Genomic DNA, 13,863 nt, shown 5'->3' on the forward strand with positions numbered 1-13,863 from the left:
GAGGGTAGGTTGTTGCCAGGTTTTTAACGTGGTTCACTAGCTCAGTCGGTAGAGCACATGACTTTTAATCATGGTGTCCGGGGTTCGATCCCCCGGTGAGCCACCAATATTATAAATATGCTGAATTAGATATGAGCTAAATTAAAGCAGGCAAGTATAATGTGATTCAGTTATTTTTATGTCTAAAAATAAAATTTTGATTATGCGGGAGTGGCTCAGTGGTAGAGCGTCACCTTGCCAAGGTGAACGTCGCGAGTTCGAATCTCGTCTTCCGCTCCAATATGCGGGTGTAACTCAATGGTAGAGTGCTAGCCTTCCAAGCTAGTTACGAGGGTTCGATTCCCTTCACCCGCTCCAAATATGGTGGATGTAGTTCAGTTGGTAGAGCGCCAGATTGTGGTTCTGGTTGTCGTGGGTTCGAGTCCCATCCTCCACCCCAGATGATATAGATAAGAAAACCTTCTGTTTTTATAAACAGGAGGTTTTCTTATTATTTAATATAAGAACAATATCATACTAAATTTATTTTAATCATAGTATAATTAAAATAAAGCTATAGATAAATACTTATAAAATCAAATAATTAGTAACATATTAGAATTATAAGTGGATAAACTCTAAAGAATTTTAGCTTATTTGTGGATAAATTTTATCTAAACATGGAGGATAAAAATATGATTTTTGATAAAGAAACTAGGGTTGTTGAATTTGTAAGAAGACCTAATAGATTTCAAGGATATGTAATAATAGATGGTAAAGAAGAGTTGGTGCATGTACCTAATACCGGAAGATGTAGAGAAATTCTAATTCCAGGATGCAATGTATTAATAAGAACAGAGAATGGAGCTAATAGAAAGACTAGATTTAGCCTAATTGGTGGATATAAAAATGGAAAGTTAATAAACATAGATTCTCAAGCTCCAAATAAAATTGTAGAAGAAGCATTAATAAATAAGAAGATTAAGGGCTTAGAAAGTTATACGACTGTATGTAGGGAAAAAACTTTTGGTAATAGTAGATTTGATTTTAAGTTAACTAATGATGGTGGAGAAGAATATTACTTAGAGGTTAAAGGGGTAACTTTAGAGGAAAATGGACATAGTATGTTTCCAGATGCACCTACGGATAGAGGGCGTAAACATCTTTTAGAGTTAATAGAGGTGAAAAATTCAGGTAGAGGTGCAGGAGTTATATTTTTAAATCAAATGGATAATATAAGTACTTTTAAACCAAATGAAAAAATGGATAAGGCATTTGCGGATGCATTAAGGTTTGCTAAAGGTAATGGAGTTGATATATTTGCATATGAGTGTAGTTTAGGTGAAAATTTTATAGAGCTTACTAAACCAGTAGAAGTTTTAGTATCCATTTAGATATGTAATAGAAGAGTGAATTACTATTTAAAATTCAAAATCTATAAAGCCTAATAGTATGATAATATAATAATGTAATCAGATATCTAAACAATTTCTAAAACATAATATTTTCCTTTTCATGGCTCAACGTTCATATGTTGGGCTTTTTTAAAGAGATTTTGTTTATGTAGAAAGTTAATTAAAGTGTAAGTTAAGGGGGAGCATATGTTTTACATCGGTATAGATATAGGATCAACAGCTGCAAAGGTAGCTATATTTGAAAATGATATAATAAATAATACTTTTGTAATCCCTACAGGATGGAGTAGTTTAGAAACTGCTAAAAAAATAGAAAGCATATTACATGATGAAGGTATAAGCAAAAAAAATAGAAAAATCATAGCTACAGGTTATGGTAGGGTATCGGTTCCCTATGCAGATAAGACTGTAACTGAGATAACGTGTCATGGTAAAGGAGCTGCTTATATATATGATGAAGATTGCACTGTAGTAGATATTGGTGGTCAGGATACCAAGGTTATAACTGTAGAAGGAGGACTTATAACGAATTTTACAATGAATGATAAGTGCTCTGCAGGAACAGGAAGATTTATGGAGATTATGGCTAATACATTAGGAGTAAATATAAATGAATTATGTAAGTTAGCAACTGATGGAAAGGATGCAAGTATAAGTTCTATGTGTACTGTATTTGCGGAATCGGAAGTTATAAGTTTAATAGGAACTGGTAGAAAGAAGGAAGATATTGCATTTGCTGTTGTAGATTCAATCGTAAGTAAAGTAGCCACCATATGTGGTAAGCATTCTACTGCACAAAATTATTTTTTAACAGGTGGACTTTGCAACTGTGAATATATAGTAAATAGTTTATCTGAAAAATTAGGCTCACAGGTTAAAACAAAAGATAGTGCAAGATTTGCTGGAGCTATTGGAGCTGCTTTATTAGCTAAAAATTTAAAATAAGTATAGGTAAGTTTTATTACCTATACTTATTTTTATAAAATGTATTAAAAATTATTTTAATCTAGTTAAACTAATTTTTAATACATCATTAGTGTAGTTTACATCCACAGAATCAGTCATCATGCCTACTAGACTTAATTCAGAAGAGGAATCATTATCTCCATTAAGAGCCCAGTAATACTCCTCAATATCTTGTCTCCTTGGCATATTTAACTGAGATGTCAAATCAGTTAGTATTTGTTCACTAATATTAGGATTTACGCTGGTAAAGCTGATATAGGTAATATCACCCTTAGTATTAAAATCTATATGTAGATCACTACAGCCAATTCTAACTAAGTAACTAGTTAGCTCACTAAGTATTTTTATATTTCTTTGACGTAAGTGTTTCATAATTAATATTCCTTTCTAAATGCAGAAATTAGTGGTAGTAAGAACATACATACAAGGCCACCTGAAAAGCCATTATTATATAAAATCATTCCACCGTGTAAATATGTGATATTCATTACTAGGCAAGCATGCAATACTCCTGCAATTATTCCCCACAGCCATCCAAAAGAACCAGCAATCGGAGCTAGAGTTGTGCCAAAAAGTAAACTTAGAATAACACTAGGCGAGTTTATTTCCCAAATATTAAAGAAAGTACATAATATTATACCAAACATTATAGGGATTATATTTTTTAGATGCTTACCAAAGGCTCCAAACCCAACAATAGTTAATATACCACCTAAAGTTGGACCATTCAAGTCACCATTTACTAAAACAACTAAAAACATTGAAAAGAGTCCTAGAATACCCATATTTATTAAAGTAACTCCTTCACCAAAAATAAGATAAAAATCTGTAAGTAATCTACCAGAATGTCTCGTTATTTTTGCAATGTTTTTAAAGCTATTACCATTATAGTAAAAACCTAAAGTTATCATAGCTAAAAATATCATTGAAAATAATATAATAAAAGGAACATTATTGCCTGTAGACCATATAATTCTACTTTCAAAGTCAATCCCAAAAGCTCTAAGTAAAGACATTAATACTGTACCTATTAATCCTGCAGCTAGACCTACATTATAAAGGCTATATCCTTGATGTATTCTCATACAAGCAGAAGCTAAGGGTGGAAGTAAAAAACCTATTACTATACTAATAAGTATACCTATCATAACAGATAGATAAAGAGGTATTGTAGTAGTACCAATTAGTTGAATTAAAGCTGGAGATAAGGTTGTTCCAAAAAGTGCAGTAACTATATAATTTGAGAATGGTTCCTTTTGAAATCTGGAGTACAACCAAATACCAAATATAATAGGCCAGATATTTAAAATGTTTTTACCGAAAAGGGAAAAACCACTTACTGTAAATATACCTGCAATTATAGTTCCTGAGGGTTTAACGTTTAAAAAAATTAGCATTATTACATAAAATATAATCAAAAGTGCACAGTTAACGAAAGTTGCACCAACACCACCAATTTCCATGTAATCTGTTATGAGTATATCTGGGTTTAAGATTATATTTCTTAATCCAATGAATATGTTATGTGGTGAGTTAAAAAGAAAAGATACTATTATTAATATTCCACTAAGACATAGAAATAGTTTATAGGGTAGTAAAATTCTAGTGGTAAAGTCTTTTATAATAATCAACTCCCTTAAATTTATTTACACTCTTCAAATAAAGGTGTATATTTTTAATATATATAAGGCTTTACTTCTATAGTATATCAATTTTTATAAGTGATAACTATAGTATTTATATTATAATTATTTTAATTTTAAGCACAAATAATCATATAGATAATATTATTTTAAACTAGTTTAATTATGTAGGTTAAACAATAATGAAATATTTTAAATTAGAAAGAGGAAATGAAAATGGTAATGGATATAGTAGTTTATAATTGTGAGAAATGTCCTGATTTTAAACAAAATAAATGTGATGGAAAGGAAGTTAATTGTATGTGCAAAAAATGTCCTAGAAACTTAGGACAGTGTTTAATTGTAAGGTATTGTAGAGAAACAGAATCTGTTTTAGATTGTTTCGATTATTAAATTAAAAAGTAGGTATAAAATATAGGATAGTACAGAAGATATAATATTATAATACATAGGAGTGTTAAAGTAATGATGTCCAATGAAATTAAAAGTAGAGTTGCCCAAAACTGTTCGTTTTATAATGAGAGATCATATTATCCAAATGAAATACTTATGCAATTAGAACAAAGTTGTAATAATTGCTCTAATTTTGTAAGAGGACATTGTGTAAAAGATATATTTGATGAAATATACAAAGAAATCAGATTGAAATAAGTATTATATTTCCAAAAACTTAATAAAAATTTAAATTATAATAATATATCCCAATATTTAATTTATTATGGTTGAGAAACCTATGGAAAAATGTTAAAATGTAATTGATTTCAAATCAGATATTGGAAATTATAAAGTTTACTTTATTTTAGGAGGGTGAATCATGCACAAGAGATTATTTATACCAGGTCCAGTTGATGTGGCACAAGACGTATTAGAAAAAATGGCTACACCAATGATAGGACACAGAAGCAAAGAGGCATCAAGGATACAAAGACAAATTAGTGATTACATGAGAGTTATATTTAATACAAAAGAAGAAATATTACTTTCAACTACTTCTGGTAGTGGGCTTATGGAAGGTGCTGTTCGTTCATGCACAGCTAAGAGAGCTGCAGTTTTTGCTGTAGGTGCTTTTGGTAAGAGATGGTATGAAATGGCTGTAGCTAACAATGTACCAGCAGATTTATATGAAGTTGAATGGGGTACACCAACAACTCCAGAGCAAGTAGATGAAGTTTTAGCCACTGGGAAATATGATTTAATAACAGTTACTCACAATGAAACTTCAACTGGTGTTATGAACCCACTAGATGAAATAGCTAAAGTAGTGAAAAAATATCCAGAGGTTGTATTCTGTTTAGATACTGTAAGCTCAGCTGCAGGAACAGAATTAAAAGTAGATGAATGGGGAGTAGACATTTGTATTACTTCAACTCAAAAAGCTATAGGACTTCCTCCAGGAATGTCAATGTGTACTTTCTCTAAAAAAGCTATAGAGAGAGCAAAACAAGTTCCACATAGAGGATTATACTTAGATCTTTTAGCATTATATGAATACATTCAAAAGAAAGATTATCAATATCCATCAACACCTTCATTATCTCACATGTTTGCATTAGAGTATCAACTTGATAAGATTATAAATAAAGAAGGTCTTCATAAGAGATATGCAAGACACATAGAAGGCGGAGAAATTGTTAGAGCATGGGCAAGAAAATACTTTGAAATATTACCAGATGAAAGATATATGTCTAACACTTTAACTAACATAAAGAATACTAGAAATATTGATGTTGCAGATTTAAACAAAGCTCTAGGAGAAAGAGGATATCAAATTTCTAATGGATACGGAAAGTTAAAAGATAAGACTTTTAGAATAGCTCACATGGCAGAGACTACTCCAGCAGAAATTGAAGAATTATTAAAGAACATTAACGAAATATTAGGACTTGAATAATTAAGAAGGGGTAATTCCCTTCTTAATTTTCAAGTAATAAAGATTCATATACAAGTTTAGGATTTATAAGTTTTCAATTTATATACTTAATGTATGTGGATAAAGTTAGATTTTAAATAATTAATTATTAATTAATTTTATTTTAGGAGGGTATCATCATGATAAGAGTATTAGTTACTGATGGCATGGAGAAAAGTGGAATACAGGTATTAAAAGATAATGGATATGAAGTTATAGAGAAATTTTATGAGCCTGAAGAATTAGGAGTAGCTTTACAAAACTTCGATGTAGTAGTAGTAAGAAGTGCTACAAAGGTTAGACAACCAATAATAGATAAAGCTTGTGAAACAGGAAGATTAAAATTAATAATCCGTGGTGGAGTAGGTGTAGATAATATAGATGTAGCATATGCTACTGAAAAAGGAATAAGAGTTGCTAACACTCCTAATTCTAGTAGTGCATCAGTTGCAGAACTTGCACTAGCTCATATGTTTGCAGTTTCTAGATTTGTAAGTACTGCAAATGTGACTATGAGAGAAGGAAAATGGGAAAAGAAAAAATATGAAGGTATTGAGTTAAGTGGAAAAACTTTAGGCTTAATAGGTTTCGGAAGAATTTCTAAATGTTTAGCTCAAAAAGCTGAAGTATTAGGAATGAAAATTATGTATACTGATATCCTTGGTAAAGCTGAAGGGTATGATAAATATGAATATGGTACTTTAGAAGAAGTATTATCTAAATCTGATTATATATCTCTTCATATACCATTCATAAAAGAGCAAGGAGCTACAATAGGTAAAGCTCAACTTGATATGATGAAAGATGGAGCTGTACTAATTAACTGTGCTAGAGGTGGAGTTGTAGATGAAGCTGCTTTACTTGAAGCTTTAAATAGTGGAAAGTTAAGAGGAGCAGGCGTTGATGTATTTGAAGTTGAACCAACTAAGAATGAAGAGCTAATTAACCACCCAAGAGTATCAGTTACACCACACATTGGAGCAGCTACAGTAGAAGCTCAAACAAGAATAGGTGAAGAAATAGTTCAAACTATATTCGATTTCTTTAAATAATATTAATTACGTAGGAGGAAAAAATATGGCAGTTGTAAGACCTTTTAAAAGCATAAGACCAACAAAAGAGCTAGTTGACAAAGTAGCAGCTCTTCCTTATGATGTTATGAACACAGAAGAAGCTAGGGAAATGGTTAAAGGAAACCCTTACTCTTTCCTACATGTTGATAAAGCACAAATTGATTTACCAGTAGAAACAAATCAATATGATGAAATAGTTTATAACACAGCTAGAAAAACTTTAGACAAGATGAGAGAAGATGGAACTTATATTCAAGATAATGCTCCAAGCATGTATATTTATAGACAAATCATGGATGGAAGAGTTCAAACTGGTATAGTTGGATGTACTTCTATAGATGATTATATGAATGATATAATTAAAAAACATGAGCATACTAGAGCTGAAAAAGAGCAAGATAGAATTAATCACGTTGACCATTGTAATGCAAATACAGGTCCAATTTTCTTAACATATAAAAATGTAGGAGAAATTGATGAAATAGTTGCTTCATGGACTGCTAAAGAGCCAGAATACAACTTCGTTTCCGAAGATGGAATATCTCATATTGTATGGGTTATAAATGATACTGAAACTGCAAAAAGATTAGAAGAATTATTTAAATCAGTTAAATATCTTTATATAGCTGATGGTCACCATAGAGCCGCATCCGCTGTAAAAGTAGGTAAAATGAGAAGAGAAGCAAATCCTAGCTATACAGGAGAAGAGGAATTCAACTTTTTCCTATCAGTTATATTCCCAGCAGATGATTTATATGTAATGGATTATAACAGAGTAGTAAAAGATTTAAATGGAAATTCTAGTGAAGAATTCTTAAATAAAGTTTCTGAGAAGTTTACTGTAGAAGAGTATAAGGGAGAAGGCCAGTACAGACCAGAAGGAAAAGGTTATTTTGGAATGTACTTAGATAACAAGTGGTATAAGTTAACTGCTATAGATGGAACTTATGATTCAAAAGATCCAGTTAAGAGTTTAGATGTATCTATACTACAAGAAAATCTTCTAAGACCAATACTTGCTATAGAAGATCCAAGAACAAGTGATAGAATAGATTTTGTTGGTGGAATCAGAGGTCTTAAAGAACTTGAAAGAAGAGTAGCTGAAGGAATGAAAGTTGCGTTCTCTATGAATCCAACAAGCATAGAAGAACTTATGAACATTGCTGATGCTGGAGAAGTTATGCCTCCTAAATCAACTTGGTTTGAACCAAAATTAAGAAGTGGAATCTTTGTTCATGAATTAAGCTAAGGTAAATTAAAGGTAAAACTTATTTGTATTTCATCTAAATTAAAAAGCTAAATCTTAAAAAGTGTAATTACTTTTATAAGATTTAGCTTTTTTGAGTATATAAAGTTGGAAATAAAAACAGAATTCTTAGCTTGTACTAAGCTTTAGAAATACTTAACATAAATACATAGTTGAATTATATTATTAAAAAATATAAAATTGATATATTCAAAGAATAAAAATTTATGTATTTATTTATAATTTAAAAGAAAAAGTTAAAAATATCTTTAAGGTTATAAGGTAAATACCACATATTAAGGAGATGCAAAAATGTTACAACATTCATTATCAAGAACAGAGCTATTAATAGGAAAAGATGGTTTAAATAAATTAAAAGGTAGTAAGATTATAGTATTTGGAGTAGGTGGAGTAGGGAGCTTTACAGTAGAAGCATTAGTAAGAGCAGGTGTTGGAACTATTGTTTTAGTTGATGATGATACTATTTGTTTAACTAATTTAAATAGACAAATACATGCAACTTATGATACTGTAGGAAAAGTAAAAGTTAAGGCTATGAAAGATAGAGTTCTTTCAATTAATAAAGTATGCAATGTAATAACTCATCAAGTTTTTGTTACTAAAGAAAACATTTCAGAAATAATTACTGATGATATTGATTATGTTGTAGATGCTATAGATACTGTATCAGCAAAGATTGCTCTAGTAGAGTATTGTAATGAAAAGGGTATAAAAATAATCTGCTCTATGGGTACAGGAAACAAGTTTGATCCTACACAATTTAAAGTTGCAGATATATATGATACTAAAGTGTGTCCACTTGCAAAGGTTATGAGACATGAACTTAGAAAAAGAGAGATTAAATCCCTTAAGGTAGTTTACTCTGAGGAGATGCCTACAAAACCAAAACAAGATGATGTGGTTACTTGTAAAACAGGGTGTGTATGTACAGGTGGGACTAAAAAGTGTGCTATAAAAAGACAAATACCAGGGAGTATATCTTTTGTGCCACCAGTGGCAGGAATGATAATAGGTGGAGAAGTAATAAAGGACTTACTTAAAGAAAGCTAATTAAAAGGAATCTAATAAAAATCAACATTAATTAAAATATACCTTTATCAGAGTGTAATTGCTTATTTAAGTTTATAATATAAAAATCCGTCAGTATAATAATTGACGGATTCTTATTTAAAAAATTATGTTTATCCGATAATTACTTGAACTAATACTTCCATTTTTTATGACAGGTAAAGCAATTACGACTATTGATAACAATTTCTAAAGAATAAAGCTCTAAGAATTCAGCTTATTTAGCCAGTTTATATAATGCTAAGGCATAAATTTCTGTAGCTTTAACTAAATCATGCATAGTTATAAATTCATTTGGTTGATGTTCTGTTTTTTCAGAGGTAGGGAATACCATACCAAAGGCTACACAGTTATCTATAGCTCTAGCATAAGTAGCTCCACCAGATGATTCTGGTATTCCATCATATCCTGTTTCTTCATCATAGACTTCTTTCAATGTTTTAATTAAGAAATGGTCTGCAGGAACATATATAGATTCCATCCAGTCAAACTCATTATATTCTAAACCATATTCTAAAGCTTTTTCCTTTATTGGATTAACTATGTCTTCTTTTTTATAGGTAACAGGAATTCTAATATCTAAAGATATAGTTTCTATATCTTCATTTAAATCAATTTTACCTACATTTACAGTTAGTTTTCCAGATACATCTTCACATTTTGGTATGAGATTTTTAATTGCAACATCTTCACCAATTACATTGGCTATAAATTTTATTGAGTTAGATGATGAGCCCATTTTTTCTAAAGCTATAGCCAGTCTAGAAATAGCATTAATCCCCTCAGTACTATCTGCAGAGTGAACACCTTTTCCAATAACAGAAATAGAGTTTTGATTTAAAATATATTTATAATTTAAACTGTTTAACACGTTTTTAAGAGTATTAACTTCTTCTGCAGTTCCTGTATATGTAGCGTTATCAGGAACTGAATTAAATGCATTTCCTGCACTTAAAGTTAAATTAGAACTATTTTTACAAGTTAAAGTAGATTGAAGTAATCCTTTTTCTGCATTTATACAGAAGAATTCACTATCGGGAGTTATCCCCATAGCAGGAATCTCTTCACCATTCTCTTTATATTTATTAATACCTCTCCAAAGATTTTCTTCATCTGTTCCAAATATAAATCTTATCCTTTTATTTAATTTGATTCCTAAGTCCAATAAAGCTTTTACTGCATATATGCAAGCTATAGTAGGACCTTTATCATCTTGAGTTCCTCTTCCATATATTTTATCATCAACTATGGTTAATTCGTATGGATGGTATGTCCAAGAATTCAAATCTCCTTCAGGAACTACATCTAAGTGGCCAAGAACTCCAACTAATTCATGGCCCTGGCCAACTTCTGCATAACCATAGTAACCATCTTTATCATAGTAAGTTTTAAAGCCTAAAGACTCACATAAATTTAAGGTGCTTTTTAAACAATCGTCTATATTTTTACCAAATGGATAATTAGGGTTATCCTCGTCTATAACGCTTCTAAAACTTACAGCTTCCTTTATAGAGTCTATGAGCTCAGGTATTAACTCATTAACTCTTTCTTTTATTTCTTCTTTTTTTATCATGAGACTATCCCCTTTCATTTTAGATAAGCTTTACATATTGTTGACACATATTAAATTAAGGAAATATATCCTATAGTTTAAATTAAACATAGATGATAACATATGTCAATATTACAATAGGTTAATATATCAGCCATTCTTGATTTGAATACTTGCCTATTATTCCTATTCATATTTATATCTTTTTTATATTAATTAATGAATTAATATATACAATAGTATATTTTTGTTATGATAATTATTTTACTTAATAGCTATAAAAAATAAAGAATTCAATTCAATAAAAACATATATTAATTATGATATAATATCATTGAAAAAGGAGTGATGTTAGTGAAGAAAAACCAAAGTTTTGCCATAACAATATTTATATTTATTATTATGGCTGTAATTGCTATAGTCGATAACACCAAGGGAATATTTGTCCCTGTATTTAAGGATACTTTTAATACGAATAATACAAGTATGGGCATGCTCTTATCGGTATGTTCTTTAGGATATATAATATTTACTTATATAGGTGGACTACTATGTGAAAAATTTGGACAAAGAAATGTAATCTGTACCGGGCTATTCACTATTATAGCCTCTGTTTTAATAGTAGCTTTCTCTAAAACTTATACAATACTATTAATTGGAATGTTTTTAATAAACATGGGTATTGCTTTTGTAATGATTGGAGTAAATACGCTAATACCAGCGCTATTTATTACATTCCAAGCAATAATGATGAATTCAGCTCATTGTTTTTATGGATTTGGATCTACGGTAGGACAATTTGCTATTGGAAACATTTTAGACAATGGAGTAAGTTGGAGAAGTGTATTCTTTGGAATAGCAATGATTTTTATTGTAGTATTAATAATATTTTTCTTTATAAAAATCCCTAATTTTAATATAACTAAAAAAGAAAATAAATTTAATATAGCTATAGCTTTTAAAGAAAAGTATATGTATATGTATGCTATAGCATTAGGAACATACGTGTTTGCAGAAATGGGGATGTCTAATTGGATAGTTAATTTCCTCATAGAAAGTTATAACTATACTAGCAGTAGTGGAGCTATGTTTTTGTCAGCCTTTTTCTTTTTACTTACTATAGGTAGATTATTAGGTGGGTTTATAGCTGAAAAGTTAGGATACTTACAATCAGTTTTATATTCTTTACTAATTGCATGTGTATTATTAATAATTGCTCTAATCGTTGGGCATAGTGCTCTCATTTTAATATGTATAACAGGACTATTCTTTGCAATAGCATATCCTACAGTAGTAGCTACTATTAGTAAGGTTTTTAAAGATAATAGTTCATATATAACAGGATTAATTTTAACGTTATCAAGCACTATAAGTATGATTCTAAATCTTATTATGGGAAGATTAAATGATATTATAGGGACAGCAAAAACTTTTTATTTAATACCAATAAGCTTAAGTATTTCTATCTTGTTTGTATTTCTAATATATAGAGGGAATTATAGTATTTTTAAAAGGGGAGGTAATGAAGTTGAGCAGTGAAAGGGAAGTAAGTATTAGTAATGCAACTGATGAAGCAAATAAATATATAATAAGAGATTCATCTGGAATTATAGTAGGAAGATTTATAATCTTAGATTTGGACCATGAGAATAAAGGTGTAATAATAAAATTAAAATTTTATAAAAGTGGAAGAGATGCTAATAAAACATTACAAGATGCTCTAAAGTTGATGCTAAATAACTTAATAAAAAGCAAGGGTCTTCATAAAGTTAATATTATATGTGATGAAAAAATAAGTTTAACTCCTTTTACAAACTTAGGATTTCAATTAGAAGGATATATATCAGATAGTATTATAACAAAATTTAAATATGAAGGTAGTTTATTATTTGGAATAGTAGAAGAAGAATTTTACAACAATGCATATAAGAAGGAGCTTATAATTCAAGGAAATAAAGTAAGTATAAAAGTTCTTAATTCTGATGATGCAAGTGATCTATTAGAATATTATACTAGAAATAAGGATTTTTTATCAAAATTTGAACCACACAGAGATGAAGAATTTTATACAGTAGAAGTTCAAAAGCAATCTTTAATAGAGAATTATAAAGAATTTATTAAGAGTGAAGGAGCTCACTTTGGAATATATAAAGAAGAGAAGATGATAGGAAGAATACGTATATATAATATAGTGCACGGCGTATTTAAGAGTGCATTCATAGGATACTCTATGGACGAACAGTATCAGGGAAATGGATATATGAAAGAAGCTGTTAATTTAGTTGTAACATATGCCTATGAAGAATTAGGACTGCATAGAATAGAAGCAACAACTTTAGTTGATAATGAAAAGTCGCAAAGAGTTTTAAAAGCATGTGGATTTAATGAACTAGGTACATGTAAAGAATATCTACACATAAATGGAAAATGGAGAGATCATGTTATATTTTATAAAAATAATAAATAAGTTTAATTTAGGAACTAATTAGTTTAATTAAAATATAATTTGTTATACACCATCTATATTAAAGGTGGTGTATTTTTATTTATTTAAGTGTATAACTTTTTTAGGAACGTGGTATTCGAGTTTATCACCTATATGTTGGAACTTTATCTAGTTTCCTATATAAATATTTATATAGATTACCTTTTATATAGTTAACTAGTTAAATAGTTGTTTTATTCATGCGGGCTTCAAGGGAATTAGTATTTTGATAATAAGACTAAATACATTATAATAAGTAGCAGTAATAATGATATTGTTGTGTGCTTACCTATAATAAAAATTCAAATTAATATACTATATTTTAAATAAATAGTAAAAATAATAGAATATAAACTAATACTTTACCTAGTGTATCAACATTAGGATAAGGTAGCATTTAAATGAAAATAGAAGATATATAAGAATAATTTTATGTAAAAAGAATATTAGGTGGATTTTATAAGAATAAATCATGGTAAGATAAATCTTGTCGCTGAGAGATGCGG

General features: G+C 29.4%; 13 protein-coding genes and 4 tRNA genes. 14 read left to right on the forward strand and 3 right to left on the reverse strand.

Annotation, left to right across the window (positions count from 1 at the left end; all coding sequences use genetic code 11):
* Nucleotides 1-30 precede the first annotated feature (30 nt).
* From B3630_RS09585 to B3630_RS09610, 6 genes are all read left to right on the forward strand, one after another.
* Nucleotides 31-106: transfer RNA gene (locus B3630_RS09585), tRNA-Lys, on the forward strand.
* Nucleotides 107-204: 98 nt separating this feature from the next.
* A tRNA-Gly gene (locus tag B3630_RS09590) sits at nucleotides 205-279 on the forward strand.
* A gap of 4 nt (nucleotides 280-283) precedes the next feature.
* A tRNA-Gly gene (locus B3630_RS09595) sits at nucleotides 284-357 on the forward strand.
* A 6-nt stretch (nucleotides 358-363) separates the two neighbouring features.
* Nucleotides 364-439, forward strand: a tRNA-His gene (locus B3630_RS09600).
* A 235-nt stretch (nucleotides 440-674) separates the two neighbouring features.
* Nucleotides 675-1,373 (forward strand): DNA/RNA nuclease SfsA, encoded by a 699-nt coding sequence (gene sfsA, locus B3630_RS09605; protein ID WP_346897618.1) that lies wholly within the window; start codon nucleotides 675-677, stop codon nucleotides 1,371-1,373.
* Between the two features lie 207 nt (nucleotides 1,374-1,580).
* Nucleotides 1,581-2,339 (forward strand): acyl-CoA dehydratase activase, encoded by a 759-nt coding sequence (locus B3630_RS09610; RefSeq protein ID WP_346897620.1) that lies wholly within the window; start codon nucleotides 1,581-1,583, stop codon nucleotides 2,337-2,339.
* A 51-nt stretch (nucleotides 2,340-2,390) separates the two neighbouring features.
* Here the strand turns inward: B3630_RS09610 and B3630_RS09615 are convergent, their stop codons facing one another.
* Nucleotides 2,391-2,732 carry a hypothetical protein gene (locus B3630_RS09615; protein ID WP_346897622.1) on the reverse strand — a complete coding sequence of 114 codons (342 nt, stop codon included), beginning with the start codon at nucleotides 2,730-2,732 and terminating at the stop codon, nucleotides 2,391-2,393.
* Between the two features lie 2 nt (nucleotides 2,733-2,734).
* On the reverse strand, nucleotides 2,735-3,991 hold the full coding sequence (locus tag B3630_RS09620; protein WP_346897624.1) for a DUF1576 domain-containing protein: 1,257 nt from the start codon (nucleotides 3,989-3,991) through the stop codon (nucleotides 2,735-2,737).
* A 228-nt stretch (nucleotides 3,992-4,219) separates the two neighbouring features.
* On the opposite strand from B3630_RS09620, the gene B3630_RS09625 reads away from it, so the two are divergent.
* From B3630_RS09625 to B3630_RS09650, 6 genes are all read left to right on the forward strand, one after another.
* Nucleotides 4,220-4,396 carry a hypothetical protein gene (locus B3630_RS09625; protein ID WP_167403159.1) on the forward strand — a complete coding sequence of 59 codons (177 nt, stop codon included), beginning with the start codon at nucleotides 4,220-4,222 and terminating at the stop codon, nucleotides 4,394-4,396.
* Nucleotides 4,397-4,468: 72 nt separating this feature from the next.
* Nucleotides 4,469-4,654, forward strand: a complete 186-nt coding sequence (locus B3630_RS09630) for a hypothetical protein (RefSeq protein WP_346897626.1) — start codon at nucleotides 4,469-4,471, stop codon at nucleotides 4,652-4,654.
* Between the two features lie 163 nt (nucleotides 4,655-4,817).
* A complete protein-coding gene (locus B3630_RS09635) occupies nucleotides 4,818-5,894 on the forward strand; it encodes an alanine--glyoxylate aminotransferase family protein (RefSeq protein ID WP_346897628.1) in 1,077 nt (358 codons plus the stop codon).
* 158 nt (nucleotides 5,895-6,052) lie between these two features.
* A complete protein-coding gene (locus B3630_RS09640; RefSeq protein ID WP_346897630.1) occupies nucleotides 6,053-6,964 on the forward strand; it encodes a D-2-hydroxyacid dehydrogenase in 912 nt (303 codons plus the stop codon).
* 25 nt (nucleotides 6,965-6,989) lie between these two features.
* Nucleotides 6,990-8,234 (forward strand): DUF1015 domain-containing protein, encoded by a 1,245-nt coding sequence (locus B3630_RS09645; RefSeq protein WP_346897632.1) that lies wholly within the window; start codon nucleotides 6,990-6,992, stop codon nucleotides 8,232-8,234.
* 309 nt (nucleotides 8,235-8,543) lie between these two features.
* A complete protein-coding gene (locus B3630_RS09650) occupies nucleotides 8,544-9,302 on the forward strand; it encodes a tRNA threonylcarbamoyladenosine dehydratase (protein ID WP_346897634.1) in 759 nt (252 codons plus the stop codon).
* A 235-nt stretch (nucleotides 9,303-9,537) separates the two neighbouring features.
* On the opposite strand, the gene B3630_RS09655 is transcribed toward B3630_RS09650, so the two are convergent.
* Nucleotides 9,538-10,893, reverse strand: a complete 1,356-nt coding sequence (locus B3630_RS09655) for a M20 family metallopeptidase (protein ID WP_346897636.1) — start codon at nucleotides 10,891-10,893, stop codon at nucleotides 9,538-9,540.
* Nucleotides 10,894-11,226: 333 nt separating this feature from the next.
* Between B3630_RS09655 and B3630_RS09660 the strand changes: the two genes are divergently transcribed.
* Nucleotides 11,227-12,411 carry an MFS transporter gene (locus B3630_RS09660; RefSeq protein WP_346897638.1) on the forward strand — a complete coding sequence of 395 codons (1,185 nt, stop codon included), beginning with the start codon at nucleotides 11,227-11,229 and terminating at the stop codon, nucleotides 12,409-12,411.
* Nucleotides 12,395-13,339, forward strand: coding sequence for a GNAT family N-acetyltransferase (locus tag B3630_RS09665; RefSeq protein ID WP_414633006.1), 945 nt, complete (start codon nucleotides 12,395-12,397; stop codon nucleotides 13,337-13,339). Before B3630_RS09660 ends, B3630_RS09665 begins: the two co-directional genes overlap by 17 nt.
* Nucleotides 13,340-13,863: the final 524 nt, after the last annotated feature.

The organism is Clostridium sp. UBA7503 (assembly GCF_002477055.1).
GTDB classification, from domain to species: Bacteria; Bacillota; Clostridia; order Clostridiales; family Clostridiaceae; genus Clostridium_J; species Clostridium_J sulfidigenes.